Genomic DNA, 25058 nt, shown 5'->3' with positions numbered 1-25058 from the left:
AGCATAAGAATCAATCTTTGAGGAACCTTTTTGGTTATGTTAAACTAATCTCATTAAAACTGTTTTAGAAAGGACGAGTTCAGTGGAACCCATTTATTTAGATCATGCAGCAACAACACCAGTACATCCGTCAGTTATTGAGATAATGGCCAGTGAATTAGCCAATACATTTGGTAATCCGTCTAGTATCCATACCTTTGGCAGACAGGCACATCGCAAATTAGAAGATATACGTCAGGTGATCGCTGCCAGTCTTGGCGTGAAGACACATGAAATTATCTTTAACAGCGGTGGGACAGAAGGGGATAATACAGCAATCATTGAAACGGCACTTTCTAGAAAAGAACAAGGAATGCATCTGATTACGACTGCGATTGAACATCCAGCTGTTTTAGAGACAATGAAGTATCTGGAAAGTTTGGGCTTTGAGGTCACCTATTTACCTGTGGATAAGAAGGGAAACCTTTCAGTTAGAGATGTGGAGAAAGCATTAAGGGAAGATACGACATTGGTTTCTGTGATGTATGGTAATAATGAAATTGGCAATTTAATGCCAATCAAAGAAATCGGAGCATTGTTACAGGCACATCCAGCAGTTTTTCATACAGATGCTGTACAAGCATATGGTTCACAAAAAATTTTACCGCATGACTTGGGTATTGATTTACTAAGTATTTCTGCTCATAAAATCAACGGACCAAAAGGTGTCGGTTTCTTGTTTAAAAATGATCAGATTTCGCTACCTTCTTTTTTACATGGTGGAGAACAAGAAGAAAAACGTCGGGCAGGAACTGAAAATTTAGCTGGTATTGCAGGAATGGGTAAAGCAGTTGAACTTTTGACTGACGACGAAAAAGAATACCGCCATGAAAAATATACTGATTTTGAGAGAATTATTTTGACCGAACTAGACAAAGCCCAGATTGCTTACCAAATTAATGGCGATCCTAAAAAAAAGCTAGCACATATTTTAAATGTACACTTTTCAGGTGTCTCCAGTGACTTATTACTGATGCATTTAGATTTAAAAGGTGTTGCGATATCAACGGGTTCAGCTTGTACCGCTGGAACAGTAGAACCTTCTCATGTCTTAGAAGCAATGTACGGCAAAAATCACTCAGCCATCAAAGAATCTGTGCGCATTAGCTTTGGTTTTGGCAATGATGAAAAACAGATTCAACAATTTACAGCAATATTAATCGAAACGATCAAAAAAATTAAGCACTAATTCAAGAAAATTAGGATTAGAGCTAGTAAAAAGAAAGCATACCATCTATAATAAAAGAGACAATGAATGAAGAGGTGGAAAAATGGCATTTAAAGAAAAAGCAACAGTAGAAGGCTGTACAGTATTTTATAAAGTAAATGAGCAAGCCAAAAAATACACATTGAAAGACAATGGCTTCACAGAAACAAATTCTGGAAACTTTCAATTGATCCGTCCATTGGATGGGACACCACAAAGTAAAGAAGGCTTTAAATTAAAAATCACGATCGCTGAAGATTTGAAAACACTAAAAATGTCAGTAACGACAGCGAATGGTTTGAAAGCGATGAATATTTTCAAAAACGAATCTCACGCAATGAGTCAAGAGAAGTTTTATTTCTTGATGGATGGTATGATCAGTCGAGGCGTTTTGGAAAAAGCTTAAATTTTGGAAATAAGACAAGATCGAAAAAGATTGAGTCTTATTTTTTTTATAGTCCAGCATACAAAACAAAGAAAATTATACTAAGAAGCAAGTTGATCGCCCTTAATATCTTTACTTCTTATAAAATACTAGTATAATAAGTATCACTGAAAAGTTACGACCTTCAAATCGTAGATGAGTTCAGAATCTAAATTGAAATGATGGTGATCAAATGACAGATAACAGCAAAACTCGTGTCGTTGTTGGCATGAGTGGAGGTGTAGACTCTTCTGTTACGGCGTTGCTTTTAAAAGAGCAAGGCTATGATGTCGTGGGTATCTTTATGAAAAATTGGGATGACACGGATGAAAATGGTGTATGTACTGCCACCGAAGACTACAAAGATGTAGCAAAAGTTGCTGACCAAATCGGTATTCCTTATTATTCAGTCAACTTTGAAAAGGAATATTGGGATCGTGTATTTGAATATTTCCTTAAAGAATATCGCTTAGGACGGACACCAAATCCTGATGTGATGTGCAATAAAGAAATCAAATTCAAGGCCTTTCTAGAGTACGCAATGCAACTAGGAGCAGATTATGTAGCTACAGGGCATTATGCTCAAGTCGAACGAAAAGAAGACGGCACTGTGCGCATGTTGCGTGGTGTGGATAATAATAAAGATCAAACCTATTTCTTGAGTCAATTATCTCAAGCCCAATTAGCAAAAACGATGTTTCCTTTAGGCGGTATGGAAAAATCTGTTGTTCGAGAAATTGCTGAACGAGCTGATTTAGCCACAGCGAAGAAAAAAGATTCAACAGGAATTTGTTTTATTGGAGAAAAAAACTTCAAACAATTTTTGAGTACCTATTTACCTGCAAACAAAGGAAATATGGTCACTTTAGACGGTGAAATCAAAGGGCAGCATGACGGTTTGATGTATTATACGATTGGTCAACGCCAAGGCTTAGGCATCGGTGGTGGCAAAGGCTCGCAAGAACCTTGGTTTGTGATCGGTAAAGATTTAGCGACTAATACATTATACGTTGGCCAAGGTTTTCACCATGAACAATTATATGCGACACACTTAGATGCCAGCGAGATTCATTTCACAGTAGACACAGAAATGCCGAGAGAATTTGAATGCAGCGCAAAATTCCGTTATCGTCAAGACGACATACCAGTCAAAGTTGTGTTGACTGGTGACGGAACGACTGCTAAAGTCATTTTTTCTGAGCCAGTTCGCGCTATCACTCCAGGACAAGCAGTTGTTTTTTATGATAGCATGGAATGTCTTGGTGGTGGCTTGATCGATCAAGCCTATCAAGAAGAAAAAGTATTACAATATATTTGATTTTTATGAAGCAGAATAACGCTAAGTTTGGTAACGAGTATTCGTGAAAAAAAACAACTATATAACTGTTGGACTAATCATTCAACAGCTATATGGTTGTTTGAGTTTTTATGCTGGTAAAAAAAACGTTCCTTCGATTCGATCGATAGTTTAATGGTCGTTATTTTTATTATAATTTCTTAAGTAAGCCCTTGATTCAGAAGCACAAATTAAGTAACTAGCTGAACCTAATTCAATTATGCGAAAAGCCAACATAATTGATTTTGGAAAAAGACTGACCATAATCGGTGGATAAAAATATTGCAAAAAAATAAATGGAATAAAAAGAATAGTGAGAAGATACCCTTTTTTTCCTCCAGATAATAGTCCTGCAATGACAATTATGTAGACAAGAAAGATCAAAAGTTGATACCAAATTTCAGAAGTGAAAGAACTATGACCTTCAACTACTGCTTTTAAAGTCATGATTAAAGCGATAATAATTAAGATATTATTGTATAGAAGCAAATAAATTCCAAAAGAGTTCCAAAATGCAGGTTTTTTCATCATAAGAAATGTTCCTTTCTGTTCTTTCCATATTTTAGCAAATGCTATTTCTATTGGCAATCAAATAAAGAAAAAACGAGGTTTATTCTTTCGTACTAATACATTTCATTGTAGAATCAAAATAATGTTTGTTAAAACAAAAAAAGATTTCACAAGCACTTAAGTTGAAAGTTTTGTACTAAGTGACTAAAATAGCTATTGTATAAAGAATTGGAGTGATAGATCAATGTATCAAGTTGTTACAATATATGGAGACAATGAACCTTGGTGGTTTTTTGAAGACTGGCAAGAAGATATCGAAGAAAATAAATCATTTGATTGTCTAGAAGATGCAGAGCGTTACTACATAGAAAAATGGCAAGAACTCTCTTCAACATATGAATACATAAATACAAAAGTGAATTATTTAGCAGCCTTCTGGAATGCTGGAGATGAACGCTGGTGTGAAGAGTGTGATGAGGATCTGCAACAATATAAAGGATTAGCTTTATTGAAAGATTTACAGGCGGTAACGTTTGAAAGCGGCGACGATTTTCATGAGCGCCATAATGATTGTGCCAAGCCGAAATGTTGTAAATCAAGTTTGGTCTAGATAAGTAAAAGTCAAGAAAACAAGTTCACGTATACGTGTATTGTTTCCTTGACTTTTACTTGTCTAACAATATAAATAGAGCTGCAATTTAATCCTTACAGACCCATTTTCCATCTTCCATCTTGCATGAGCTATTTTCCGAATCACTAGTTTCAAGCACTTCAAGAGTCGTCATTTCTTTTTCTTTGATTGTTTGAATTGCTTGGATGATTTGATCCATTGGTTGGGCACCGTTTATTAGGTACTTCCCGTTAATGATCAGTGCTGGGACACCCGTAAGCTGATACGCATTTGCCAAACGAAAGTCATCTTCAACTAATGTTAAAGTAGCTGGATCAATCAAAGCTTGTTGCCATTTATCAAAATCGATCGAACTCTCTTTAACAATCGCTTCGATCACAGCGAGGTCATCAATATTTTGACTATCTACAAACAACCCTGTTTGCAACGCATCAAAGATCATCCAATAACCAGCTTCACCTGCTACGACGCCTGCAGCTTTGGCAGCAAGTAAACCATTCATAGAAGTTGGAAAAAGAAAATTAGCTTCTCTCATTCCTTCAATATTAAAACGATGAAGATCGTCATTTTGATTAGCGTGGACCCAGTGGGATAAAATTTCGTTTTTGGCATTTTCTCTTGAACCAAACATTTGCTCATGGTCTTCGTTATCTTTAGCTAAAGCAAAAGAGCGATGAATAATTTTTATTTCCGGCATTTGTTTTTGGACTTGTCTCATTCTATACGACATGGGAAAACAAAAACTGCAGATAACATCGTGAAAAAATTCAATTGTGATCATAGTTTCTCCTTAAAAATCATTATTTTAGTGCTTACAATTAGTAAGTATAGAATTCTTCTATTTACATTTCAATTAAAATGCTTAATAAGAGGCGAAAAGAATAAGCAGAGTGTGGTAAAATTAACCTATTGACCTTTTAGAGATTGATTCAATTTGCATAGGGAATTGAGAAAGTGAGTGAATAAAGTGGCAAATAAACAACTAATTATTGCTGAAAAACCTAGTGTTGCCAAAGATTTAAGTAAAGTACTAGGCGCAAATCAAAAAAATAAAAGTTATTATGAAGGTCCAAATGTGATCGTGACATGGGCATTAGGACATCTTTTAGGTTTAAAAATGCCAGAAGATATCAATAAAGAATGGCAATCTTGGCAAATGGAAACTTTACCAATGGTGCCTAAAAATTTAGGGATCAAACCTTTACCAAAAACGGGGCATCAATTAAAGGCAATCAAACAATTGGCGAACCGCAAAGATGTCACCGAGGCAGTTATTGCAACAGATGCAGGACGTGAGGGAGAACTTGTTGCTCGCTGGATCTTAGAATATGTACATTTCAATAAACCAGTCAAACGCTTATGGATCTCTTCTCAAACAGATAAAGCGATCAAAGATGGATTTAAAAAATTAAGACCAGCGAAAGAATATGATAACCTCTATTATTCTGCATTAGCTCGCGCCAAAGCAGACTGGTTAGTCGGATTGAATGTCACAAGAGCATTAACAGTGAAATATCAAGATAGTTTATCTGCTGGACGTGTACAAACGCCAACATTATCTTTAGTCCGTCAACAAGAAAAGAAAATCGAAGGCTTTAGACCGCAAACGTATTTCTCAGTAGAGTTACAAGTTCAAAAAGAAAAAGCTAAACTAGTCCAAAATAACCCATATGCGTTTAAAGAACGTAACGATGTTGAAGCGTTTGTGAAAAAATTAAGCGAAGGTAAAGGTAAAGTAACAGATATACAAGAAAAAAGTAAAACAGAACAAGCTCCTTTGCCTTATGATTTAACTGAAATCCAAAGAGAAGCCAATCAGCGCTATCAATTTTCAGCGAAGAAAACCCTCTCTCTGGTTCAAAGTCTTTATGAATTTCATAAAATCGTGACCTATCCAAGAACGGATAGCAAATATTTAACCACAGATATGAAAGCAACGATGAAAGAACGTTTGCAAGCGGTGAGTGATTTTGCACCAGAAGTCAAAACGTATATCAAAGAGGGCGGTCAAGTCAAGTTGACCAAAGTATTCCAAAACGAAAAAGTAACAGATCACCATGCGTTGATCCCAACTGAACAACGTCCGCGTTATGAGAAGTTAAGTGGAGATGAACAAAAAATCTATAATATGATCGTCACTCGTTTTCTAGGAATGTTTGCTGAAGCCCATCGGACAAAACAAACAAAAGTAACAGTGAACTTTGGCAAAGAGCAATTTATCTTCCGTCAAAGCAAAGTTGAAGTTGCCGGCTGGAAACAAGAAAAAGAAGATGTTATCCCATCTGTCGACTGGAAATTAGGGATGGTGATTCCACCGAATTTCACTATCAATAAAGAACTGACTGCACCACCAAAACCATTGACCGAAGGAACGTTGCTTGGTTTGATGGAAAAACACAGCCTAGGTACACCAGCCACTCGTGCAGAAATCATTGAAAAATTGATCAAGTCAGAGTTGATGGAACGTAATACCAACGGGCTGAATGTTTCGCCTAAAGGCAAGCAGTTGCTTGAACTAGTCAACCCATCTTTAGTAACACCTGAGCTAACAGAAAAATGGGAAAAAACTCTGGAAGCAATCGCCAAAGGCAAACAGAGTAGTACTGCTTTCCTAAAAGAAATCGAACAAGATACAAAAAAATTAGTCAACGAGATCAAACAAAGCGAAAGCAAATACCAAGATTTTTCAATCACACAAAAGAAATGCCCGGAATGCGGCTCAAACTTACGTGAGAAAAATACTAAAGACGGAAAAATCTACGTGTGTTCCAATCAAGATTGTAGCTATCGCCGCAGAAAAGACCCGAAAGTGTCCAACCATCGTTGTTCACAATGTCATCGTAAAATGGAAATCATTGATGGGAAAAATGGCGCTTATTTCAAATGTAAATACTGCTCAATCACAGAAAAAATGCAGGATAAAAAAGAACGCAACAAGAAGCTTACAAAACATGAAGAACGTAAGTTGATGAAAAAGTACTCGCAAAAAGAAGAACCAGAAGAAAGTGCGTTGGCACAAGCATTGAAAGCAGCAATGAAACAAGATTGATTTTTAAACAAAACCATCAATTCTCAGAAGCAGTGAGGATTGGTGGTTTTAAAATTATAGCATGAAACCGCTTGATTTCATGTTATAATTTAGACAAAATAACAATCAGAAAAGAGTGTATAAAATATGATACTAAATACCGAGCAAGACAAATTAGATACGAAATTCATGAAACAAGCACTAGAACTAGCCCAAGCTGCTTCAAAACATGGGAACGAACCATTTGGTGCATTACTCGTAAAAGACAATAAAGTTGTTTTGACTGGAGAAAATCAGATTCATACTGAAAGTGATCCAACCTATCATGCCGAATTAGGGATCATCCGCGATTTTTGTTCTAGCCAAAAAATAACTGATTTATCTGAATACACACTTTATACAAGTTGTGAACCTTGCTGTATGTGTGCAGGTGCGATGGTTTGGAGTAGTTTAGGCAGAATGGTTTTCAGTTTATCACACGATGAATTAGCCGCGATCGCCGGTTTTAATATCATGATTGGAAGTGAAGAAATTTTTTCTAAAAGCCCGAATAGACCTGAAGTTGCTAAAGGCGTATTAAAAGAAGAGGCAGTTCCAGTTTATGTCGATTACTTTCAAACAGAACGAGAGGAAAAGGAGTAGTCAAAAGATGCAAAAAAATGAATATCTAGCCTTAGTTGCGATGGAAGAATGTGCAGAAATCCAGCAAGCATTGTCAAAAGCAATCAGATTTGGCTTTGACGATCATCATCCATCCAGAGCAGATGAAACGAATGAAGAACAACTGTTGACTGAATTTTATCAATTAACGGCGATGATCGAAGAATTGCACAAGCAAGGGATCATTTCAGGATTTACGCAAGAGAAAATAAAGCAAGTGAAGCAAGACAAAATTGAGAAAGTTTATAAATATATGGACTATTCTGCAGAAAAAGGGCTGTTAGAATAAAGGATAAATTTTTAACCAAAAATGATAATAAGGATAGAACTTAAACAACAATCATATTTAGAGTGCTATTGAGGTGAAGTAGATGGCAAAAAAAATATGGATTTTTCTATTGTTGACTCTTGTGATTGGTTATAGTATTTCAATAAGTGGCAAAAAAGGGAAAACTGAAAATGTAGTCATCACTATTGGAGAATCACGAAATTTTAAGGAGAGCGAAATTAACACAGCTGTTGCTCGTGTGAGGAAAGAATTTAAAGGTTTTGTTCATTGTGAGATGACCAGACTATATTATGATGAAGAAAAATCGAATAGGGAAATCAAAAATTATTTTAAAGAGAATCAAGAAATTAAAAATGTAAAAAATGCGGACAAAAATGACTTTATTGTATTGTACTCTGATTTCGATGTTGGATTAGAAAAGAATCAAAATTCTGGTTTTACGCCAGGCTCTAATTATACGAATTGGATGTGGTTATTAAAGAAAGGACACTTTGGGAATTCCTGGGAAATTGTGACTTTCGGAGTTTGAGATAGGAATCATCTGATCTAAAAATAGATCATTTTTGAAAAAAATTAGCCGTTTCGTTATGACCTAAACAAAATTTTTACAATGAAGAAAAGCATTTCATTCGAAGTGTTTTTTTTCATATTCCATCATTTGAACCCACTTTTCTTATTTTTCTGCAAGAACAAAGGAAAATTTTAATGAAAAATGCACAGAAACATTTGTATTTTGCAATAAAAGGAGTATACTCTAAATTGGAATCATTCTAAATTTAATAAAAAGAGTTTCCACACACACATAATGAATGTAGGTTTATTTTATTCTTCGTTTTGATTCATTTTGACAGTCCCAACCAACTGTGTAAGTGAATAATTATTTTGAATAAAATTAGCTTCTTTCTTTTTGTGGAAACAGAAAAAAACAAGGGGGATTATTGATGTTTGATATTGTAACATTAGCAAGATTCCAATTTGCAATGACGACAGTCTTTCATTACTTTTTCGTACCGTTTTCAATAGGATTAGCACTTGTAGTTGCAGTCATGGAAACGATGTATATTGTAAAAAAAGATGAACGTTATCGCAAAATGGCGAAGTTTTGGGGAAATATTTTTCTATTGAGTTTTGCAGTCGGAGTCGTAACAGGAATTATTCAAGAATTTCAGTTTGGGATGAACTGGTCAGATTATTCTCGTTTTGTTGGAGATATTTTTGGGGCTCCACTAGCGATCGAAGCGTTACTTGCATTCTTTTTAGAATCAACGTTCTTAGGTTTATGGATCTTTACTTGGGATAAAGTAAATCCTAAACTGCATTTAACATTTATTTGGTTGGTTGTAGTGGGTTCAATGATGTCAGCTTTCTGGATTTTAGCGGCAAATAGCTTTATGCAACATCCAGTTGGGTACACATTAAATAATGGCCGTGCAGAGTTGATCGATTTTGGGGCCGTAATTGGGAATCCGAAAGTTTGGTATGAGTTTACGCACGTTCTATCTGGTGCAATTGTGATGGGCGGAATGATCGTTGCTGGTTTGGCAGCGTTCCAAATCTTGAAAAAACGTGATGTGAATTTCCACAAAACATCTATGCGCATTGGTTTATGGATTGCCTTATTTGGTTCACTCTCTGTTTTATTTACAGGTGACTTACAAATGAAAGCATTGATCAATGATCAACCAATGAAATTTGCAGCAATGGAAGGCGATTACGAAGATTCAGGTGATCCAGCTGCTTGGACATTGATTGCTTGGGCAGACGAAGCCCAACATAAACAAGTATTTGGGATTCAAATCCCTTATATGCTAAGTATTCTTTCTTATAATAGTTTATCTGGTTCTGTTGATGGAATGGACACTGTGAATGAACGGTTGAAAGAAGAATATGGAGATGATAAAAATTATTATCCGCCAGTAAATACATTATTCTGGAGCTTTAGAGTCATGGCTGGATTTGGCGCATTGATGCTTTTAGTTTCAGCATTAGGGTTATTCTTTAGTCGTAAGAAAAAACCTTCACTTTATGAAAAACGTTGGATGGTTTGGATCGTGGCATTATGTACGTTCGCACCATTCTTGGCAAATACAACAGGTTGGTTGATCACGGAACTTGGTCGTTATCCTTGGACCGTATATGGTTTATTTACGATCGAAGATAGTGTTTCGCCAAACGTATCAGTGGCTTCACTATTAACATCAAACATTATTTACTTTATTCTTTTTGCAGGTCTTGGTTCAGTAATGGTGTACTTGATCACGGTAGAACTTAAAAAAGGACCAGATTACGAAGAAAAGAAATTAGCAGAGGCAAACTCTACTGATGTAGATCCATTTGATAAGGAGGTCTTTGGCGAATGAGTACGTTACAATTACTTTGGTTTGTGCTGATTGGTATTTTATTCTCAGGCTTCTTCTTTTTAGAAGGTTTTGACTTTGGCGTGGGAATGTCGGTCCAAACATTAGCGCACGATGAAGAAGAAAAAGAACAGATCATCCAAACGATTGGACCGGTTTGGGATGGTAATGAAGTATGGCTATTAACAGCAGGTGGGGCAATGTTTGCTTCTTTCCCATACTGGTATGCTTCATTGTTTAGCGGATTTTACTTGATTTTGTTTATCATTTTAGTTGGGTTGATCATTCGTGGTGTGTCATTTGAATTCCGTCACCGTATGCCAGATGGCAAACGTCGCAGAATGTGGAATTGGACATTATCGATCGGTAGTTTTATCGTACCGTTTTTCTTTGGGGTTTTATTCATTGATTTAGTTCAAGGAATGCCACTTGATGTTGACGGTAATATGATGGCCTCATTTACAGATTATATCAATGTATTTTCTGTTGTCGGTGGTGTTGCATTGTCATTATTGTGCTATTTACATGGGTTGAACTACATTACACTTAAAACGGAAGGTCCAGTGAGAGAACGTGCACGTAACTATGCATCATTATTGTATTGGATTTTATATGTTGGATTAGTTGTATTTGCAGTATTGTTATACTTTAAAACAGACTTTTTCGATAATAATTTCTTATTGACGTTAGTACTTGTCTTGGGAATTGTTGTGATGACTGTTATTGCAAATGTTAGTGTCTTTAAGAAAAAAGAAATGGTTGCTTTTCTTGCTAGTGGCTTAACCTTGATTCTTTTAGTTGCTTTATTATTTAGTGGTCTATTCCCACGTGTGATGGTCGGTAGTGAAGGGTTTTATGATATCTTAATTAAAGATGCGTCAAGTTCACCTTATACCCTTAAAACAATGACATGGTTATCATTAACGATTTTACCATTTGTATTAGCTTATACAGGTTGGTCTTATTATGTCTTTAGAAAACGTATCAAACATCCAGCAATTGCTGCTGTGGGGTATGAAGGATGATCGATAAAGCCATCTTAAAAATGCCGAAAATCAAAAATATTATGATCTTGCTTGCAGGTTTTTCTCTCCTGCAAGCAGTATTTATTATAGGACAAGCATTTTATTTATCTAAAGCCGTTGTTGGGTTATGGGAAGGTGGTCATTTAAAGGACCAGCTGTTGAATATTTTGGTGTTCTTTTTGTTTTATACTGGCAGACATGTGGTGACATTTCTTCGTGAGAAAATGTTAGATACATTTAGTTATGATCGTTCTCGTGAATTAAGAGAAGCGTTGTTGCAAAAGGTTTTTCTGTTAGGACCAACAGTGGTTCAAAAAAATGGCACTGGAAATATGATCACAATGGCACTCGAAGGAATCAGTCAAGCTGAAAATTATCTTCATTTGATCTTGATGAAAATCATGAATATGATGATCATTCCATGGATCATTTTGATTTTTGTTTTTACCTTGGATATTCGATCAGGTATTGTTTTACTGGTTGTATTTCCGATGATCATTATTTTTATGATTATTTTAGGCTATGCAGCACAAAGTAAAGCAGATAAACAATACAAAGCGTTTCAGATTTTATCTAATCACTTTATCGACTCATTACGCGGATTAGACACATTGAAGTTGTTTGGATTAAGCAAAAAATATGCAGGCAGCATTTATAATACGAGTGAACGATTTAGAGAAGCGACAATGAGTACGCTAAAAATTGCAATTTTGTCAACGTTTGCTTTAGACTTTTTTACAACATTGTCTGTAGCAGTTGTGGCAGTGTTTTTAGGCTTAAATTTATTAGATGGTGGGATTTTATTGTTTCCAGCTTTGACGACGTTGATTTTAGCGCCAGAATTCTTTTTACCAGTTCGTGATTTTGCCAGTGATTATCATGCGACATTAGACGGAAAAAATTCATTCCAGGCAATTCAAGCTGTATTGGATTTACCAGAAATGACTGAAACGGATCGTCTGGTTTTAGAAGATTGGACCGCATTGAGCGCATTGTCTGTTGAACAATTGACTTTTCAATATGAAGAAGCAACACAACCAGCATTAAAGGACGTAAATTTTTTAGCAAAAGGGTATCAAAAAATTGGAGTTATTGGTGCAAGTGGTTCTGGTAAATCTACGTTGATCAATGTATTAAGTGGATTTTTAGAACCAAATGTTGAGATAACCAATATCGAAGTTGATGGACAGACAATTCCGCATTTTCTTCAAAAAGAATGGCAGAAACAAGTTCTTTACATTCCTCAGTCACCTTATATTTTCCAAGATACGTTAGCGAACAATATCCGTTTCTATACGCCAGATGCGACAGATGAACAAGTTTTAGCTGCTGTTCAATTAGTCGGGTTAGAAACGCTTTTAGGAGAACTTTCAGACGATTTAAACACCGTGATTGGTGAAAGTGGGAGAATGTTAAGCGGTGGTCAAGCACAGCGTGTGGCGCTTGCTAGAGCCTTTTTAGACAAAGGACGTCGAATTCTACTATTTGATGAACCAACTGCTCACTTAGATATCGAAACAGAAGTAGAATTAAAAGAAAGAATGTTGCCGTTGATGCAAGATCATCTTGTCTTTTTTGCCACACATAGACTGCATTGGATGGCAGAAATGGATTATATTCTAGTGATGGATAAAGGACAATTGGTTGAAGCTGGAACATTAGCTGAATTGACCGAGAAAAATGGTTACTATGTGAATTTAGTCAATCAAATGAGGGGGACAGAATAATGGAAAATACCCCAACAAATAAAGAATTGTACGAAAAAGATCAATGGGTCAAACCATTCTTGAAAAAGTATAAAGGGTTATTGTACTTAGCGTTGATTTTAGGCTTTTTAACCTTTTTTAGTGCAGGAGCCTTGATGTTTAATTCTGGTTATTTAATTAGCCGAGCAGCGTCACTACCAGAAAATATTTTAATGATCTATATTCCCATTGTCTTAACACGTGCCTTTGGGATCAGTCGTCCTGTTTTCCGTTATATCGAGCGTTTAGTTAGTCATAATTGGGTTTTGAAAATGACGTCTGACTTGCGTTTGAAGCTGTATATGGTTTTAGAGAAAGATGCAATTTTCTTTAAATCAAAATACCAAACCGGGGATATTTTAGGTTTGTTATCAGAGGATATCAACCATTTACAAAACTTGTATTTACGGACTATTTTTCCCACTGTGATTGCTTGGTTGTTATATATTTTTATTATCATTGGGCTCGGTTTGTTTTCATGGTGGTTTGGTTTATGCATGTTGCTGATGTTAGGTGTAGTGATTTTTCTACTGCCTTTGATTTCAGTTTTAGTGAATGGAGCCAGACAAGAGAAACAAAAAGTCTCTAAAAATGAATTGTATAAAACATTGACTGATAATATTTTAGGTGTGTCTGATTGGGTATTTAGCCAACGTGGACAGGAATTTGTTCATTCTTATGAAAAAGAAGAAGCGAAGTTACGCCAATTAGACGAACAAATCAAACGATTTAATCGTATTCGGGATTTTGTTTTACAAGTTGCTTTTGGTGTGATCACGGTCGCAATCTTAGCTTGGACCAGCATTCGTTTCCCAGGAAATCATGGAGGTGCTGCTAACTGGATCGCAGCTTTTACCTTGACCGTTTTTCCGTTGATTGATGCTTTTGCACCGCTGCCTGATGCAGCACAAGAGACAAATATTTATAAAGATTCAATCAAACGCTTGAATGATTTACCTGAACCAGAAGAAGTAAAAGTTGTGCCAAAAGATCTAACGATCACAGAGACACAAATCAACATCAATGATGTCTCTTTTGCTTACGAAGGAACAGCTAAATTCGTTCTAAAAGACCTGAATCTGACGATCCATCCCAAGGAAAAGCTAGCGATTTTAGGACGCAGTGGATCAGGTAAAAGTACCTTAGCAACGTTGATTCGTGGGGATTTAGAACCTAATAAAGGATCGATTACCTTAGGTGGCATTCGTACAGCTGAGTTTGGGGATCAAATCACGAAATCAATTGGTGTGATCCACCAAGCACCTTATCTCTTTAGAACAACAATTTTAAATAATGTCAGAATCGGTCGTGAAGAAGCGTCAGAAGAAGACGTTTGGCAAGTATTGGATAAAGTGGGCTTAAAAGAGATGATCGAAAGCTTACCTGAAGGTTTACTAACTATGGTGGATGAAGCAGGTTTGCGTTTTTCTGGTGGTGAGCGGCATCGGTTGGCATTAGCTCGTATTTTACTGCAGGATACCCCTGTTGTATTACTGGATGAACCAACGACTGGACTTGATCCAATTACAGAACAACAATTATTAGATACATTTTTTGATGCCTTAAAAGACAAAACCATTATTTGGATCACCCATCACTTACAAGGGGTTCATATGATGGATCGTGTCATTTTTATTGAGGATGGTCAATTGGAAATGAGTGGTTCACCACAAGAATTATTAGCAGGAAATTCTCATTATCAGCAGCTATATGCAATTGATCGAGGCATGAACAAACGTTGATAATTTGACGAAAAAAAGATAAGGCTAGGACATAACTCGTAGAGTTATAGCCTAGCCTTAAGGAATCCGAATAACCGTTTGAGCTTTTTTAAATAAGTTGGCATTCACAAAAATTTGAAGCACAATTTTTGTGAATCCCTTCTTATTTTTCGGAGTTGAACACTTTTGTCCCAACTTCACACTTTTAAAGCCGGAATCGTTTATTAAAACGATCGTTGCAGCAATAATTGTGTTAGTAAAGTTAATTGTTCTTTTCCTAAACAATCAGGTAGTTTTTCGATATCCGTCATGGCCTTCTCAGTAACGTGTTTTGCAAAGCATTTTGCATCATTGACACCATTTAGTTCATGAACGAGTTGGGAAGCTTCAATCGCTTCTTCTGCCGTGATAGAGGAACCTTTTTGGAGATAAACATTTACACGTTCCGGTGCTTTTTGCATGGCAAAGATCAATGGCAGCGTGTAAACGCCTTGTGCTAGATCTTCTAAGACAGGTTTTTTTAGGGTATTGATATCTGCTGTATAATCCAAAATATCGTCATACACTTGAAAGGCGATCCCGATATTGCGGCCAATTCGTTTGGCCAGACGTTGTACTTCTGCACAAGCATGGCCAAAATGAGCTCCCTCCAGACAGCTTAGGGAAAATAATTCAGCAGTTTTTCCATTGACACTACGTAGGTAATCAGAAACAGTCATATCTTTTTTGTAACGCATATGCATTTGATCTAATTCACCAAGTAGCAGTCTTTTCATTGCAGAAGCGTTTGTATGTAGAAAATCAGACCCATTCATTGTATCAGCAAGTAACGCGAAAAATTCTGTAAACAATAAGTCACCAGTGTAAACAGCGATATCTTTACCATAGCGGGATTGAATGGTAACGACGCCTCTACGTAGTGGAGAGTCATCAATGATATCATCGTGGATCAATGTTGCCATGTGCAGGATTTCGATTGATGCGGCGATTTTGATTAATTGGTTGGAATCTTGTTTTTTTTCGTCACCGATTTGAGCAAATAAGAAGAAGAAAGCTGGGCGTAGTAATTTACCGCCGGAAGTTGTTAATTCAATTAAAGCAGCTTCAATTTCTTTGTTTCTTATTTTAACTTGTTGTTTGATCAATTCACACGTTTCATTTAATTGTTGTTGGATAATAGGAAATTCTTTCCAAAAATCATTCATAACGCAATAGTCCTTTCAGTAGTTCAATACTATTGATTGTATACGATGTTGGTAAAGAAATACAAGCAAATTATTCTGTGAGCATTAAACTAAATATTGTAAGGAGAGAAGAGTATAATTTGAATAGAGAAGTTTTTTTTGAATTAGTTGAATTAAAAGCAAAGACAGCCAGTGTTTTACCTTTCCTTTTAGGGATTTGTTTTAGTTGGTATCATTATGAAAGTCTACATTTAGTTTATGTTCTTATTTATTTTATTGCGATGTTCATTTTTAATATGGCTGTTGATATTTTAGATAATTATAATGATTACCACCATGCTAAAGAAGGGCATGATTATAAAGAGAAAACCAATATTATCGGTCGGGAAAATTTGTCCTTATCAATGATTCGTCGCTGGATCATTTGGATGGTGGCTATTTCAGCGTTAATGGGTATTGGTTTGACTATGGTTGTTGGCTGGCCATTGTTGTTTCTAGGACTGTATTGTTATTTGATTGGAATCTTTTATTCTTCTGGACCAAAACCATTATCAAGCCTGCCTTTAGGTGAATTCTTTTCAGGATTTACGATGGGCTTTATGATCATGTTGATTTGTGTCTACATCAATACATTTGATTCTTTTCAATGGACAACGGTCAATCTGGGCAGTATCTTTTTGGTGTCATTGCCTAACACCTGTCTGATTGCTAATCTCATGTTAGCAAATAATATTTGTGATTTAGAAGAAGACGAATTGAATCATCGATTTACCTTAGTTCATTATTTAGGGAAGAAAACATCGATTGGTTTGTTTGTCGGTTTGATCGTGCTTGCATTTGCTTCGATTGTTTTGAGTACTTTTTTAGGATTAACACCAATTACTATGTTGTTGACGTTGCTCGTTCTGCCATTTATTTGGAAACAAACAAAGTTATTTTTAAACGAGCAGGTCAAAACGAAAACATTTAGTTGCGCTGTGAAGATTTTAGCAGTTGGCGCATTAGCACAAGTTGTATTTTTTGCCATAGGATTGTGGCTTAAATAATAAATAAAGAGATAAAGAGGGGATTTAAATGAGTAAACACGTCGTTATTTTAGGAGCTGGCTATGCCGGATTAAGAGCATTACATGAATTACAAAGAGGAAACAACGAGTTGAAAATCACATTGGTAGATCAAAATGACTACCACTTTGAAGCCACAGATATCCATGAAGTCGCAGCAGGGATCCAAACATCGGAAAGAATCACGTATCCAATTAAAGATGTTGTAAAAACAGCTTGCACGACATTTGTACAAGGAACTGTAGAAAAAATCGATAGTGAAAACCAATTGGTTCAGTTGAAAGATCAAGAAGCACTTTCTTATGATTATTTGATCGTAGCTTTAGGTTATGAATCAGAATCATTTGGGATTCCTGGAGTTGAAGAGTTTTCACTAAAAATGGTGGATATTCCAACATCAGAAAAAGTTTACCAACATCTTACAGAGCAAATGGAAGCTTATAAAGCAACGAAAGACGAAAACTGTCTGAAAATCGTTGTTTGTGGCGCTGGTTTTACTGGGATTGAACTATTAGGTTCATTGAATGAAGGAAAGAAAAACTTAGCAAAAATCGCAGGTGTTGAACCTGATAAAATTCAATTATATTGTGTGGAAGCTGTAACTCGTCTATTACCAATGTTCAGCGAAAAACTTGGTGGTTACGGTATCGATCATCTAAAAAAATGGGGCGTCAATTTCTTAGTTGGAAAACCAATCAAAGAAATCAAACAAGATACTGTTGTATATTTAGATAATCAAGAAACAAATGAATTGAATGAATTAAACGCGAAAACAATTATTTGGACAACGGGTGTTAGTGGAAGTCACGTTGTTGGAGCATCTGGTTTTTCTGCAAAACGTGGTCGTGTGATGGTTAAACCAGATTTAACAGATGCAGATCATAGTAATGTTTATATTATTGGGGACTGTTCTGCTGTGATGGATAAAGAATCTAACCGTCCTTATCCAACAACTGCCCAAATTTCACTTAAAATGGGTGAGCACGCAGGTAAAAATATTAAAGCCCAATTAAAAGGCGAAGCAACAAAAGAGTTTACTTTCAAATCATTGGGTTCTGTTGCGTCAATTGGCAATAGCCACGCATTTGGTGAAGTAGGAAAAATGGAAGTTAAAGGATATCCAGCTTCTGTGATCAAAAAAATGATCATGGACCGTTCATTATTTGAAACAGGCGGTATCAAAGAAATGTTAGCAAAAGGTCGTTTTGATTTTTACCGTTAAAATGTAGAATAACAATGAATGCTATGAAAGATTCCAAGTAAAGTGCAGTTTTGATATGACCGAAAGTCAACGACTGTAGTTGTCCAAAACACATGATTGAATTACAAGTCTGGAGCGAAATAGCTTATTTTAGAAATGATGGTTTTATTGTTGTCGTCATTCGGAGGTTGGACAAAAGCATTTATTTGGATTCTTTAAGGCTAGGTTATAACTCTTGGAGTTATAACCTAGCCTTTAATTAGTTTACAAGAAGATTGAGTAACCTAAATGGAGCAAATCGATGTCTTGTTGACGAGAGGCAGTATCCAAAGTATGATGTGGTCAGTATCAATGATTTTGTTGATTTTATTTTTGGTACCAAAATTCATAAAAAACATGACAGCTAATACAGCGAAGAGTGCTTTAAATCATTAAAATTTTAAGAGAAATAATGGGGGTACTTTTGTTCGGCTCGTTTTTTAGGTATAATGGATACTGATTGAAAAGAGGGATGTTACATGGCACAAAAAAGGAAAAGTGCGAAAAAGAAAAAAACAAAAAAACAACAGCAACAACAAGAACACCTTAATTTCATTTTTCTTGGTATCTTTTTTATCTTCTTTGGATTATTTGGACTATTAAAATTAGGATATCTTGGCACTTTAATTGCCAATGGCTTACGTGTAGTTATAGGAAATACATTTCCAGCAGCAGCTATTTTACTGATGCTTTATGGACTTTCTTTAGTAATTTTCGGCAAAGAATTTCCTGTCAAAAAGAGTCGGCCAATTATTGGCGGCGTATTTATTTACTTAGGTATTTTACTTTTTCTACAAGCGTACATGTTTCGTAATGTCGGTACTCAAACTCCAGATATTATGGGAACTACGTGGGCATTTCTTAGAATGGACTTAAAGGCAAATCTTGTTGCACAAAATGTTGGTGGTGGAATGATTGGGGCTGGACTGTACAGCCTGACGTTCTTTTTAGTTGCTCAGTTTGGGAGTTACTTGATTGCAAGTTTGCTGATAATATTCGGTTTATTTTTAATGAGTATGCTGGATTTACAGCAAGTCATGAATGGATTGCAAGTCATTCGGGAAAAGCTTAGTGGCTTAACTGCAAAAAGTGAAGAACGTCAAGCTGAAAAAGAAGCGAAGCGAGCAGAAAAACGTGCAGCTAAACAGGCAGAGATGGAAAAACGAGCTCAAGAACGTCTGAAAAATGATGTACGAGAATTGACACCTGGTGAAAAATTAGCACAAGAGGCACTGAAGCAAGAGGCAAACAAAGTGCAGGAGCCAGAACAGTTGACGCTGGTTCCAATTGACAGCTTCCAAAGTCAAGCTGAAGCACAGCCCATAAAAGAAAAAGTAGCTGCTGAACCTGAAACGGATGAAAGCGGCGAATTAGATTTTGAAATTTCAGAAGAAGCGGAAGATCGTGATTATGAGTTACCTCCATCAACGTTATTAGACTCGATTCCTTCTGCTGATCAAAGTGGGGAATACCAAAAAATCGAAAAAAATATTGGGGTTTTGGAACAAACGTTCAAAAGCTTTGGTGTTGATGCAAAAGTTGTAAAAGCAAGTCTGGGCCCTGCTGTAACGAAATTTGAGATCCAGCCGGCAGTAGGTGTAAAAGTGAGTAAAGTCGTTAGTTTAACGGATGATATTGCGTTAGCTCTTGCTGCAAAAGATGTACGGATGGAAGCACCGATTCCGGGAAAATCATTAATTGGGATCGAAGTGCCAAATAGTACGGTCAGTACCGTTTCATTTAGAGATATCATCGAAGCACAACCAAGTCATCCTGATAAATTGTTGGAAGTACCTCTTGGACGAGATATTTCAGGGATGGTTCAATCAGCCGATTTAGCTAAGATGCCTCACTTATTGATTGCCGGATCAACGGGTAGCGGGAAGTCAGTTGCGATCAACGGGATCATTTCCAGTATTTTAATGAGAGCAAAACCACATGAAGTAAAACTGATGATGATCGATCCCAAAATGGTAGAGCTGAATGTCTATAATGGAATCCCCCATCTATTGACGCCTGTGGTTACAAATCCACGGAAAGCCGCACAAGCGTTGCAAAAAGTAGTCCAAGAAATGGAATTGCGCTATGAAAAATTTGCAGCCGCTGGTGTTCGTAATATTTCTGGGTACAATGAACTAGTGATTCAACATAATTTAGAAGACGGGGAAAATCGTCCGATATTACCATTTATTGTTGTGATCGTTGATGAGTTAGCTGATTTGATGATGGTTGCCAGTAATGAAGTGGAAGATGCAATTATTCGTTTAGCCCAAATGGCTCGAGCAGCTGGAATTCATATGATTTTGGCAACGCAACGTCCGAGTGTGGATGTTATCACAGGAATCATCAAAGCCAATGTCCCTTCAAGAATGGCATTTGCTGTTTCAAGTGGTACTGATTCACGCACGATCATTGATAGTAATGGTGCAGAAAAACTTTTAGGACGTGGAGATATGTTGTTCTTGCCGATGGGCGAAAATAAACCGATCCGAGTTCAAGGAGCCTTTATTTCAGATCATGAGGTCGAACGGATCGTCGCTTTTGTAACGGAACAACAAGAAGCTGATTACCAAGAAAGTATGATGCCGACAGAAGAAGCAACTAGCAGCAGTGAAGCGTCACAAGATGAATTATATGAAGAAGCAAAAGCTTTGGTAGTAGAAATGCAGACAGCTAGTATTTCTTTATTACAAAGACGTTTTAGAATCGGTTATAATCGTGCAGCTCGTTTGGTTGATGAATTAGAAGGACATGGTGTAATAGGGCCATCTGAAGGGAGCAAGCCGAGAAAAGTTTTTCTTGAACCAGAGACGCAAGAGATGCCGGTAGATCATGGTCCTGAGTAAAAATAAGATTCAAAAAAAAAATGGAGTAAGCTTAGAAGCAAGCTTCATTTTTTCGATGGATCAAGACATATATTTTTAACTTTTTTTAATAAATCTTCTTAAAATGTATGAAATACTATCATAAAAATAGATGAAAAGTTGAATTTAATCATAAATACGATTAAAATTAAGATAGTTCAATATAAAAGACTGACAAATTATAATGAAGTGATCGATTAAATAAAGAGTATGAGGATGAATCGTATGAGAAGAAAAAGCGTATTATATTTAGACGTAGCAGAGCAAATCAAAGCTGATATCATGAATGGTACATATCCTGTCGGTTCCTTATTACCAACAGAAGCTGAATTAGAACAATTATTTGATGTCAGTAAAATCACTGTTCGTCGTGCAATCGAATTATTGTCATCAGAAGAATTAGTCGAGAAAAAAAGTGGAAAAGGAACAACTGTCTTAAGTAATCGACCGTACAATAAATTGTCTAAAGCAGGTACCTTTACAGAATATCTAAATGATTCAGGACAGAAAGTAGCAAAGAAAATATTGAATTTAGAAAAAGTGACATTAACTTCTGATTCTCCCGTCTATCAATCTCTAGGTGAAAAAGCCGTAAAAGTTTCACGTTTATATACACTAGATGATCGACCGTATATCTATTTTAATTATTTTCTACCAATCAGTTTAAGTGATGTTCCATTGGAAGAGTTTGAAAAGGAATCGTTGTATCGCTTGATGGACCAACATGGTATCGAGATTATTAAATTTGAAGATAGTTTTCAAACGATTGAATTAACAACAGAGCAACAAGAAATTCTAGCGACCTCTGAGAAAAATGGGTTAAAACGAATTAGAAAATCAATCGGATTATCTGGAAAAATCGTTGAGTTTTCCGAAGCAATCTATAATACGGCTCTTTATCCGTATGTGATTGAATATGAAGCATAAAAAAATAACAGATTGCTTACAAAAGTGTAAGCAATCTGTTATTTTTTTCAATGGTGTATTCGTCAAGGCTGCATTAAACTAGTGAAGTAGAGAAAAGGAGAGATGGACATGTTACAAGTAGAAAATTTAACTAAAACATATGGAGAACAAATTAAATATGAGGCACTAAAAGGCTTGAGCTTAACTGTTAATGATGGTGAATTTGTCGGAATCATGGGGCCATCAGGAAGTGGGAAAAGCACATTTTTAAATCTACTGGCAACAATTGATCAACCAACATCTGGACACATTTTATTAAATGGCAGTGATCCAAATCAGCTGAATCAAGAAGAAATAGCTAAGTTTAGACGTAGAGAGTTAGGCTTCATTTTTCAAAGTTTCAATTTGATGCCTACGTTGACGGTTGAAGAGAATATTATTCTACCACTAACCTTAGATGGAGAAAAAATTTCAGTTATGAAGAAGAAATTAAAACTTTTTGCCGACCGATTAGGAATTACTAGTTTGTTGAAAAAACGAATTGCAGAAATTTCTGGTGGACAGGCACAACGTGTCGCTGTAGCTCGGGCAATGATCCACCAACCTCAATTATTACTTGCAGACGAACCGACAGGAAATTTGGATACAAAATCATCCAAAGATGTTATGCAATTGTTACAGCAATTAAATGAAGAAGAAAAAGCAACGATTTTGATGGTTACTCATGACCCCTTAGCGGCAAGTTACTGCAAACGAATCGTATTTATCAAAGATGGTGAATTGATTGATGAAATTCATCATAATGGAAATCAAAAGATGTTTTATGATGAATTAATGGTGAAACTATCTGAGATTGAAGGTGTCGATGATGAATTTTAGACAATTTGTTATTCGTAATACCTTAAGAAATAAACATCTTTACATGGCATATTTTTTAAGTACATTATTTTCAGTAATGGTCTTTTTCACATTTACAGTATTTGCATTTCATCCTGCATTGTCAAATGGGCTAAATCAAAAAGCTCAAATTGGAATGTTGGCCGCCGCGATTATCATTTACGGTTTTGCTTTTTTCTTTGTTCTGTACTCGATGGATGTGTTTATTCAATCACGGAAAAAAGAATTTGGTCTGTTGATGATTCAAGGAATGAGTCCTAAGCAACTAAAAAAAATGGTCTTTATTGAAAATTTAGTTATTGGTTTTTTTGCAACGATTATAGGAAGCGTTGCAGGAGTTGGTTTTTCACAACTGATTTTATGGTTAAGTAATAAATTGATGCACGTCAACTTTGGTTTTTATTTTCCAACACAAGCGATTCTATTAACGATTGTTTCATTCGCCGTTTTATTTTTAGCAATCTCGTTTTTCATCCAGTTCCGTTTACCAAAATTAAGTTTACAGGAATTATTGAAGGCAGGAGATCTTGGAAAAGGGACAATCAAAAGCTCATATGTTAAAACTATTTTAGCACTTCTATTGATTGGTGTAGGTTATGCAATTGCACTGTTAGCTAAAGGGACGTTAGTAGCAATGGTCATGTTTCCTGTAATTTTCTTGGTCGTTGTAGGGACACGCTTTTTATTTAATCAATTAAGTGTTTCAGTAATTGAGCGATTGAAAAAGAAAGAAACGATTTTTTGGAAAAAAACAAACATGGTAGTATTCTCTGATTTAGCCTTTCGTATGAAGGATAATGCCCGTTCATTTTTCTTAGTCTCAATTATTTCAACGGTGGCTTTTGCTGCAATCGGAACATTATATGGTTTTCAAAATATGATTTTAGAAGGGATGAAGCAAAATCCATATGAGTTTGAAATCTCAGGAACAGTTGAAGAAACAGCAGCAATCAAACAGGACTTCACTCAATTATTAGCAGAAAAAGGAATTCATGTGGACGAAGGAGAACTAACAACTTATACAGATGCGGAGCAAGTTCATTTTATTAAAGAATCTGAGTATAATCATCTTGCTGAATTAGTTAAACAATCAACGATTCAAACGCAAGGCAAAGCTGTTCAGCTAGTATCAACCAATGCTATAGATGGAACCGAAGAAGCAATACATGATGTGAAAATTCCTGATGGAACTTCGCTACCTGTGATCAAAAAAGAAAAAACAACGGTTGCTTCTGCCTATGGAAAAACGTTAGTTGTGCCAGATGCGACTAATCTGCAAAACATGGAAAGTACCACAATGACCGTTTGGCAGCCCAAAAATACGAGCTATGAACAATTAGTTTCAATCGGTAAATTCCAAGAAAAAAATATACCGTTTACGGCTAAAAGCTATACACAACAATCAATTACTGATATGTATGCACCTATCTTATTTGTTGGAATCTTTATTGGCATCGTGTTCTTTGTTTCAGCTGGAAGTTTCTTATATTTCAGATTATACAGCGATATGGATGTAGATGTAGAGAAATTCAAGATGATTTACAAAATGGGCTTAGCGAAAAAAGAGTTGAAGAAAATGATTTATCAACAAGTAGGTATATTGTTCTTTACACCGATCATTGTTTCTGTGATCCATGGAGCAGTAGCTTTGACAGCAATGTACCATATGTTCGATCAAGGTATGCAGTTGGCAGGATGGCAAGTGTTAGGAGTCTTTGTTCTGATTCAAGTCGTTTACTATCTTATTGCTCGGGTGTTCTATTTCAAAAAAGTTTATCGTTTAGTTCAATCATAGAACATAGAAAGAAATTATGAAAAATGTCTTTAGTTCTGAGAAAGTTAAAAGTGGATAGTACTTGATATAGTAGACAAAAAATAGCAAAACTTTAGACTACAAAGTCAAAAGATAGTATCAAAAATTTCATTCTGTT

General features: G+C 35.9%; 22 protein-coding genes. 19 read left to right on the top strand and 3 right to left on the bottom strand.

Annotated elements, in window-relative coordinates:
- Positions 1–82: 82 nt before the first annotated feature.
- From AC4BC4_RS11645 to mnmA, 3 genes are all read left to right on the top strand, one after another.
- Entirely contained in the window at positions 83–1228 is a 1146-nt protein-coding gene (locus AC4BC4_RS11645; RefSeq protein WP_490475800.1) for a cysteine desulfurase family protein, read from the top strand.
- 82 nt (positions 1229–1310) lie between these two features.
- On the top strand, positions 1311–1652 hold the full coding sequence (locus AC4BC4_RS11640; protein WP_438756954.1) for a DUF1831 domain-containing protein: 342 nt from the start codon (positions 1311–1313) through the stop codon (positions 1650–1652).
- Between the two features lie 211 nt (positions 1653–1863).
- Positions 1864–2988, top strand: a complete 1125-nt coding sequence (gene mnmA, locus AC4BC4_RS11635; protein WP_490475799.1) for a tRNA 2-thiouridine(34) synthase MnmA — start codon at positions 1864–1866, stop codon at positions 2986–2988.
- Between the two features lie 150 nt (positions 2989–3138).
- On the opposite strand, the gene AC4BC4_RS11630 is transcribed toward mnmA, so the two are convergent.
- Positions 3139–3594 carry a hypothetical protein gene (locus tag AC4BC4_RS11630; RefSeq protein WP_490475798.1) on the bottom strand — a complete coding sequence of 152 codons (456 nt, stop codon included), beginning with the start codon at positions 3592–3594 and terminating at the stop codon, positions 3139–3141.
- Between the two features lie 166 nt (positions 3595–3760).
- Here AC4BC4_RS11630 and AC4BC4_RS11625 point away from each other — a divergent pair, with 166 nt between their 5' ends.
- Entirely contained in the window at positions 3761–4126 is a 366-nt protein-coding gene (locus AC4BC4_RS11625) for a DUF1033 family protein (RefSeq protein ID WP_438756951.1), read from the top strand.
- A gap of 88 nt (positions 4127–4214) precedes the next feature.
- On the opposite strand, the gene AC4BC4_RS11620 is transcribed toward AC4BC4_RS11625, so the two are convergent.
- On the bottom strand, positions 4215–4928 hold the full coding sequence (locus AC4BC4_RS11620; RefSeq protein ID WP_490475797.1) for a DsbA family oxidoreductase: 714 nt from the start codon (positions 4926–4928) through the stop codon (positions 4215–4217).
- A gap of 186 nt (positions 4929–5114) precedes the next feature.
- On the opposite strand from AC4BC4_RS11620, the gene AC4BC4_RS11615 reads away from it, so the two are divergent.
- The 8 genes from AC4BC4_RS11615 (at position 5115) to cydC (ending at position 14993) form a co-directional block, all read left to right on the top strand.
- Complete coding sequence (locus tag AC4BC4_RS11615) at positions 5115–7196, top strand: DNA topoisomerase III (protein ID WP_490477376.1); 2082 nt, start codon at positions 5115–5117, stop codon at positions 7194–7196.
- A gap of 126 nt (positions 7197–7322) precedes the next feature.
- A complete protein-coding gene (locus AC4BC4_RS11610; protein WP_490475796.1) occupies positions 7323–7817 on the top strand; it encodes a nucleoside deaminase in 495 nt (164 codons plus the stop codon).
- Between the two features lie 7 nt (positions 7818–7824).
- Positions 7825–8124 (top strand): nucleoside triphosphate pyrophosphohydrolase family protein, encoded by a 300-nt coding sequence (locus AC4BC4_RS11605; RefSeq protein WP_438756947.1) that lies wholly within the window; start codon positions 7825–7827, stop codon positions 8122–8124.
- 82 nt (positions 8125–8206) lie between these two features.
- A complete protein-coding gene (locus AC4BC4_RS11600) occupies positions 8207–8653 on the top strand; it encodes a hypothetical protein (protein ID WP_490475795.1) in 447 nt (148 codons plus the stop codon).
- Between the two features lie 412 nt (positions 8654–9065).
- Entirely contained in the window at positions 9066–10484 is a 1419-nt protein-coding gene (locus AC4BC4_RS11595) for a cytochrome ubiquinol oxidase subunit I (protein ID WP_438756945.1), read from the top strand.
- Complete coding sequence (gene cydB, locus AC4BC4_RS11590) at positions 10481–11506, top strand: cytochrome d ubiquinol oxidase subunit II (protein WP_438756944.1); 1026 nt, start codon at positions 10481–10483, stop codon at positions 11504–11506. The genes AC4BC4_RS11595 and cydB overlap by 4 nt, the downstream gene beginning before the upstream one ends.
- Positions 11503–13233 carry a thiol reductant ABC exporter subunit CydD gene (gene cydD, locus AC4BC4_RS11585; RefSeq protein ID WP_490475794.1) on the top strand — a complete coding sequence of 577 codons (1731 nt, stop codon included), beginning with the start codon at positions 11503–11505 and terminating at the stop codon, positions 13231–13233. The genes cydB and cydD overlap by 4 nt, the downstream gene beginning before the upstream one ends.
- On the top strand, positions 13233–14993 hold the full coding sequence (cydC, locus tag AC4BC4_RS11580; protein WP_490475793.1) for a thiol reductant ABC exporter subunit CydC: 1761 nt from the start codon (positions 13233–13235) through the stop codon (positions 14991–14993). Before cydD ends, cydC begins: the two co-directional genes overlap by 1 nt.
- A gap of 203 nt (positions 14994–15196) precedes the next feature.
- On the opposite strand, the gene AC4BC4_RS11575 is transcribed toward cydC, so the two are convergent.
- Positions 15197–16177, bottom strand: a complete 981-nt coding sequence (locus AC4BC4_RS11575; protein WP_438756941.1) for a polyprenyl synthetase family protein — start codon at positions 16175–16177, stop codon at positions 15197–15199.
- Between the two features lie 119 nt (positions 16178–16296).
- Here AC4BC4_RS11575 and AC4BC4_RS11570 point away from each other — a divergent pair, with 119 nt between their 5' ends.
- From AC4BC4_RS11570 to AC4BC4_RS11540, 7 genes are all read left to right on the top strand, one after another.
- Positions 16297–17202, top strand: a complete 906-nt coding sequence (locus AC4BC4_RS11570; protein ID WP_438756940.1) for a prenyltransferase — start codon at positions 16297–16299, stop codon at positions 17200–17202.
- 28 nt (positions 17203–17230) lie between these two features.
- Complete coding sequence (locus AC4BC4_RS11565; protein WP_490475792.1) at positions 17231–18442, top strand: NAD(P)/FAD-dependent oxidoreductase; 1212 nt, start codon at positions 17231–17233, stop codon at positions 18440–18442.
- Between the two features lie 267 nt (positions 18443–18709).
- Positions 18710–18856, top strand: a complete 147-nt coding sequence (locus AC4BC4_RS11560; RefSeq protein ID WP_490475791.1) for a hypothetical protein — start codon at positions 18710–18712, stop codon at positions 18854–18856.
- 83 nt (positions 18857–18939) lie between these two features.
- Positions 18940–21306, top strand: a complete 2367-nt coding sequence (locus tag AC4BC4_RS11555) for a DNA translocase FtsK (protein WP_490475790.1) — start codon at positions 18940–18942, stop codon at positions 21304–21306.
- Positions 21307–21549: 243 nt separating this feature from the next.
- Complete coding sequence (locus AC4BC4_RS11550) at positions 21550–22251, top strand: GntR family transcriptional regulator (RefSeq protein WP_438756937.1); 702 nt, start codon at positions 21550–21552, stop codon at positions 22249–22251.
- A 108-nt stretch (positions 22252–22359) separates the two neighbouring features.
- Positions 22360–23109 carry an ABC transporter ATP-binding protein gene (locus AC4BC4_RS11545; protein ID WP_438756936.1) on the top strand — a complete coding sequence of 250 codons (750 nt, stop codon included), beginning with the start codon at positions 22360–22362 and terminating at the stop codon, positions 23107–23109.
- Positions 23099–24922, top strand: coding sequence for an ABC transporter permease (locus AC4BC4_RS11540; protein ID WP_490475789.1), 1824 nt, complete (start codon positions 23099–23101; stop codon positions 24920–24922). The genes AC4BC4_RS11545 and AC4BC4_RS11540 overlap by 11 nt, the downstream gene beginning before the upstream one ends.
- The last annotated feature ends 136 nt before the right edge of the window (positions 24923–25058 follow it).

This window comes from Enterococcus sp. AMC1086 (assembly GCF_058216575.1).
The sequence above is the reverse complement of the archived record's forward strand: the minus strand, read 5'-3'. Positions and strand labels throughout refer to the sequence as shown.

Coding starts and splice junctions, on each gene's coding strand:
- AC4BC4_RS11620 (WP_490475797.1), bottom strand. CDS start 4,928: ATGATCACAATTGAATTTTTTCACGATGTTATCTGCAGTTTTTGTTTT.
- mnmA (WP_490475799.1), top strand. CDS start 1,864: ATGACAGATAACAGCAAAACTCGTGTCGTTGTTGGCATGAGTGGAGGT.
- AC4BC4_RS11595 (WP_438756945.1), top strand. CDS start 9,066: ATGTTTGATATTGTAACATTAGCAAGATTCCAATTTGCAATGACGACA.
- AC4BC4_RS11550 (WP_438756937.1), top strand. CDS start 21,550: ATGAGAAGAAAAAGCGTATTATATTTAGACGTAGCAGAGCAAATCAAA.
- AC4BC4_RS11565 (WP_490475792.1), top strand. CDS start 17,231: ATGAGTAAACACGTCGTTATTTTAGGAGCTGGCTATGCCGGATTAAGA.
- AC4BC4_RS11555 (WP_490475790.1), top strand. CDS start 18,940: ATGGCACAAAAAAGGAAAAGTGCGAAAAAGAAAAAAACAAAAAAACAA.
- cydB (WP_438756944.1), top strand. CDS start 10,481: ATGAGTACGTTACAATTACTTTGGTTTGTGCTGATTGGTATTTTATTC.
- cydC (WP_490475793.1), top strand. CDS start 13,233: ATGGAAAATACCCCAACAAATAAAGAATTGTACGAAAAAGATCAATGG.
- AC4BC4_RS11640 (WP_438756954.1), top strand. CDS start 1,311: ATGGCATTTAAAGAAAAAGCAACAGTAGAAGGCTGTACAGTATTTTAT.
- AC4BC4_RS11575 (WP_438756941.1), bottom strand. CDS start 16,177: ATGAATGATTTTTGGAAAGAATTTCCTATTATCCAACAACAATTAAAT.
- cydD (WP_490475794.1), top strand. CDS start 11,503: ATGATCGATAAAGCCATCTTAAAAATGCCGAAAATCAAAAATATTATG.
- AC4BC4_RS11625 (WP_438756951.1), top strand. CDS start 3,761: ATGTATCAAGTTGTTACAATATATGGAGACAATGAACCTTGGTGGTTT.
- AC4BC4_RS11600 (WP_490475795.1), top strand. CDS start 8,207: ATGGCAAAAAAAATATGGATTTTTCTATTGTTGACTCTTGTGATTGGT.
- AC4BC4_RS11540 (WP_490475789.1), top strand. CDS start 23,099: ATGAATTTTAGACAATTTGTTATTCGTAATACCTTAAGAAATAAACAT.
- AC4BC4_RS11605 (WP_438756947.1), top strand. CDS start 7,825: ATGCAAAAAAATGAATATCTAGCCTTAGTTGCGATGGAAGAATGTGCA.
- AC4BC4_RS11610 (WP_490475796.1), top strand. CDS start 7,323: ATGATACTAAATACCGAGCAAGACAAATTAGATACGAAATTCATGAAA.
- AC4BC4_RS11545 (WP_438756936.1), top strand. CDS start 22,360: ATGTTACAAGTAGAAAATTTAACTAAAACATATGGAGAACAAATTAAA.
- AC4BC4_RS11560 (WP_490475791.1), top strand. CDS start 18,710: ATGGAGCAAATCGATGTCTTGTTGACGAGAGGCAGTATCCAAAGTATG.